Origin of the sequence: Burkholderia sp. HI2714 (assembly GCF_002223085.1) — a bacterium.
Taxonomy (GTDB): Bacteria; Pseudomonadota; Gammaproteobacteria; order Burkholderiales; family Burkholderiaceae; genus Burkholderia; species Burkholderia lata_D.
In genome coordinates this window covers 1-4,495 of the sequence record NZ_NKFM01000103.1, presented here as the reverse complement: position 1 = coordinate 4,495, position 4,495 = coordinate 1, and the positions used below count along the sequence as shown (strand labels likewise).

The following is a 4,495-nucleotide window of genomic DNA, read 5'->3' as shown; positions in this document are numbered from 1 at the left end:
CAGCCGCCAGTACTCTTCCATGAAGCCGGTGATCTGACGCATCGCCCAACGAAACAACCGGTAAAACGTATAGATCAGCTCGATGTAGGCGTTCGTGTAGGTTGGGGCACGCCCGGACACACCCGGCACATACGGCTGGGTGTTGATGAACAGCGCCTTCAGGTCGCCCTCCGGGCAGTAGAGGCTGAGCTGGCCTCGCCGCTTCAGGCTCTGATTGTAGGCGCGGGCGTTCGCGACCCGATACGTCGGTTTCGGGCGTTTGCGCGGCGCTCCGGATTTCAGGCTGGCTTTGTATGGCAATGAACGTTCACGAGGCATAGATCAATTGCCCTTTCTACTCGACCTCACGCTGCCGCGCAACCACCCCCTTCCGAACAAAGCCAATGCAGAGCACCACGCACAGCAACGCTCCCACGCACAAAATTCTGCGTCGAACCAAAGCTTGTCGCTTTTCAAGAACGTGAGACACATCACCCTCCGGCAATTTCCTGCCACCGCATCTAAGGATTCCTGAAGATATTGATCAGCCTCGTCGCGTCTCCGTGATCACGACAGAACCGTCTCGCGTCGGACCGATCGCGATTACGCCCGCCCCGAACGCTCGGGGCCGGGCGACGCTGGCGGCAATACCGGTAGCGGCCGGCCCGTCCATTGATACACGGCCGGCCGGACGTAAAGGCGGCGCAGATAGCCGTCGAGCACCAGCAGATGGATGTGATTGCAGACCTGGCCGAAATTGAGCGCGGTGCCCTGTGCGATCTGCAACGCGCTCACACCGGCGTCGCCGCTTGTTGCCGTTCTCACGAAATCGCAAATTTTCCAACGCGTTGCGTCCACCCGCCCTCTCTCCCATCTCAACCGACGCGCCGGTTCGGGCAGGCGCCGGATGCTCGCATCTGGCAGCGTCTTTAGAGGAACCCACCGACGCACCAGGTCGCCGGTAGGCGGATGCAGTCGCGCCCACCGACTGCCATCCGACGCCTGCCCGAACGGGCCCGTCGACACGCCAAGGCAGGCGCCCGACACTCGCCTCTGGCAGCGTGTTTTACGGATGGACCCAGGCCGCGCCCGCCGACCTCCGCCAGGCACCTGTCTTTGCGTCTCGCGCCGTTTGTAAAATTGCCACCCCCGCAGGGGTGGCAAGTGCTCTCCACGAGCACGGAGACCATCGCCGACCATGAAGGGGAGGCGACGGCGTCCATTATCCATGCCTTTCATTAATCTTACATTCTGGAATACCCCGATGGCGAATGAGCCGTGCTGTTGGTGGGTAGCGAGGAGGGGGTGGCACCCCGTACCCGCTCGGCGCTCAGGCTGGGCCCCTTCACAATGCCGGCTGGTCGCATCGCGACGAATTGAAAGTTTAATGTAATATTTGTGCGCAGATTTGTTAATGCTTGTGTAAAATACTTCGACCCCGTTAGTCAGGGCCTTGGCCGCGCCGCTTGTACCCCAAGTGACGCGGCGACCGGGGGGTACGCGATCACATCAAGTGCCCGCCGGTTGCCCTGTTTTTTCGCGGCTCACATCCGTAAAAACGTTCCGTCACGCGATCGGCCTTCGTCGGTCAAGCAGTCCTTCTTCCCCCCCAGTCTCGCCACTGAGCCCGCGGCTTCGAGGGCATCGACTGCGGTCCTTGAAGCGCACCGCTCACATGCAATGCCGGTCCGGCGTGGCCCGCGCATGCGGCAGCGCACACTACACTAATTCTCCGTCTCATAAGTGGCCCTGATCGCCTTGGGACGCCCGAGCTTGGCGCCTCGTACACGAGCCGCCGCCATTCCGGCGCGCGTCCGTTCACTGATCAGGGCGCGCTCGAACTCCGCGAGCGCCGCGATCATGTGAAACATCAGCATGCCCGTCGGCGATCGCGTATCGATGCTCTCCGTCAGCGAGATAAACTCGATGTTGCGCTGCCCTAACCCGCCGACCACCTCCACCAGATGCCCCAGCGATCGTCCGAGTCGATCGAGGCGCCACACGACTAGCGCATCGCCCGTCTGCACAATACTCAGCGCTTCGTGTAGCCCAGGTCGATCGAATCGCGAGCCGGAAACCCCGTGGTCCGACAGGATCGTGTCGCATCCTGCGGCCTGCAGGGCCATGAGCTGCAGATCTAGACTTTGGTCCTCTGTTGATACCCGAGCATAGCCGATCTTCATGTTCGATTTTACTTGGTATTACGAATCGTATGGGCCGATTATTCCTCGGACGGAATCAATGAAAACAAAATATATTTACCAATACAAACTGGATCTCTACCGATTTACATGCGCCCCTCCTTCCTGTAGCACCTTGCAAATTTAAAACAACAGTTTTTCATTCGCGTACGAGTCGCATTCCGCTTCCGTGCGGTTCGCACGATTGCCAACGGACTGGAGTGGTCCTACAGTTGGGGAACACCGGCCGCACAACGATTGCGTTTCCTGCTCGACTTCTCGTACGCGACAGGTTTGCGAGCGAGCGAACTCGTCGATGCAAGACTTGGCGACATTCGTACAGGCGAGAACGACGCCCACTGGCTCAATCTCGTCGGCAAAGGCAGCAAGGCTGAGCCGGGATTTCGCACCGGCGGCCCCGAATCAGGTCTTCACGTCCGACATCACGTACATCTGGACCGACGAAGGCTGGCTGTACCTGGCGGTCGTGCTCGATCTGTTCAACCGGGAAGTCGTCGGCTGGTCGATCAAGTCACGCATGAAGGCCGATCTGGTAACCGACGCATTGACGATGGCGTGGTTCCGCCGTCAGCCAGCGCCGGGCGCGATGCATCATTCGGATCGCGGCAGCCAGTACTGCTCGGATGACTTCCAGCGCCAACTGAAAGCCTACGACATGACCTGCTCGATGAGTCGCAAAGGGAACTGCTGGGATAACGCCCCGACGGAAAGCTTCTTCAACAGTCTGAAAAACGAACGGGTTCACGGGCAACGGTATACGCATCGTCTTATACACAAGTCTGCTGGCAGGGGGCCGCGCCGTGAGCAAAGCGCTTGCGATCAATGAGTCAGGCTTGAGCTTGTAAACTTCCGGCGTTTCGCGTTTACTCTCGCTTTTTGCGTGAACGCCTTGGCTCTGGAAACACTCTGCTGGACGGAAACCGAATTCGCCCATCTCAACCTTGGCGACGCGCGCCTGAACAAGCGAGCGAGGATATTGATGGAACGATTGGCAGCGAAGCCGACGGTGGGCGTGCCGCAAGCGTGTCGGGGCTGGGGTGAGACGATGGCGGCGTACCGTTTCCTCGACAACGACGAGGTCGAGTGGGCCGCCATTCTGGAGCCGCACTGGCAGCAGACCGAGCAGCGCATGGCGGCGTACCCGGTTGTGCTGTGCTTGCAGGACACCACGGAACTGGACTTTAACGGCCGGCGCGCGACCGGGCTTGGGCCACTGTCTTACGAGGCGCAGCGCGGCATGTACGTCCATCCGACCTATGCGGTGACGCCCGGGCGTATGCCGCTGGGTGTGCTCGATGCGTGGATGTGGGCGCGCGAACCGAAAGATGCGCAAGGCATACGCGGCGGCGTGAAGGAAAGTCGTCGCTGGATCGAGGGTTACGAGCGCGTGGCGGACACCGCGGCAAATCTGCCGGACACGCGCCTCGTGTACGTGGCCGATCGCGAGGCGGACATGATTGCGCTGATGGCGCGGGCGCAGGAATTGGGCACGCCGGCGGATTGGCTGATTCGCGCGAGTCATGACCGCGCCTTGCCCGAGGGGGCGAAGCTGTGGGCGGCGTCGACCGAAGGCGCGCCGCTCGGCGAGATCGCCTTCACGATGGGCTCGCGCCACGGCGTAAAGGCGCGCGAGGTGCGTCAACAGGTGTGGCTGCGGCAAATCGAGTTGCCGGCCGGTGTGGGTCAGAGCGTGTCGGCGACGTGCCCGGTGGCGCGCGAGATCGATGCGCCCAGCGGGGTCAAGCCGATCGAATGGCGCTTGCTGACCAACCGCGAGGCCACGACTTTGCAGGAAGCGATCGAACTGATCGAGTGGTATCGGGCTCGCTGGGAAATCGAGATGCTGTTCAACATCCTGAAGAACGGCTGTCGGGTGGAGGCGCTGCAGTTGGGCGCGATGGCGCGGATCGAGCGCGCACTGGCGTTGTTCCTCGTGGTCGCATGGCGTATCGCCCATCTGATGCGCATGGGACGCACCTGCCCCGATCTGGATGCCGAACTGTTCTTCGATAGTCGGACATGCAAAACATAGTGGAACCAAGCCCTGCAAGGGATTGCCGGGAGCCGGATATGCTGCGAACTCCCAGAACGAATATCGATCTGATTTAGAACCTGGGAGCTGGAGCGCGCCGACATGACCGACGATTTCTTCCGAAGCCGCCTTGATTCGATGATCGACCTGCGCCATCCGCTTGCGGTGCTCGCGACGCGCATGCCGTGGGCGCAGCTCGAAGCTACGATGGCGCCGCTGTTCGCGCATCGCAATCGTGAAGGCATTGCTGCGCAGGTGATCGATCTGTTCGGCGCGACAGCGC

The 4,495-nt window shown here is 61.2% G+C and carries 2 protein-coding genes and 5 pseudogenes; 4 read left to right on the top strand and 3 right to left on the bottom strand.

Annotated features, from left to right (window positions below; all coding sequences use genetic code 11):
- From CFB82_RS41015 to CFB82_RS41005, 3 genes and pseudogenes are all read right to left on the bottom strand, one after another.
- A pseudogene (locus CFB82_RS41015) lies at positions 1–318 on the bottom strand (hypothetical protein); the annotation flags it as partial.
- 264 nt (positions 319–582) lie between these two features.
- Positions 583–774, bottom strand: a complete 192-nt coding sequence (locus CFB82_RS41010) for a hypothetical protein (protein WP_089487900.1) — start codon at positions 772–774, stop codon at positions 583–585.
- A gap of 956 nt (positions 775–1,730) precedes the next feature.
- Positions 1,731–2,162, bottom strand: a pseudogene (locus tag CFB82_RS41005) (recombinase family protein); the annotation flags it as partial.
- A gap of 192 nt (positions 2,163–2,354) precedes the next feature.
- Here CFB82_RS41005 and CFB82_RS43800 point away from each other — a divergent pair.
- The 4 genes and pseudogenes from CFB82_RS43800 to CFB82_RS40985 form a co-directional block, all read left to right on the top strand.
- Positions 2,355–2,549 (top strand): annotated as a pseudogene (locus CFB82_RS43800) (integrase); the annotation flags it as partial.
- A complete protein-coding gene (locus CFB82_RS40995) occupies positions 2,476–3,006 on the top strand; it encodes an IS3 family transposase (RefSeq protein ID WP_256990778.1) in 531 nt (176 codons plus the stop codon). The pseudogene CFB82_RS43800 and the gene CFB82_RS40995, both read left to right, overlap by 74 nt.
- Positions 3,007–3,069: 63 nt before the next feature.
- Positions 3,070–4,194, top strand: a pseudogene (locus tag CFB82_RS40990) (IS4 family transposase); the annotation flags it as partial.
- Positions 4,195–4,314: 120 nt separating this feature from the next.
- Positions 4,315–4,495 (top strand): annotated as a pseudogene (locus tag CFB82_RS40985) (IS5/IS1182 family transposase); the annotation flags it as partial.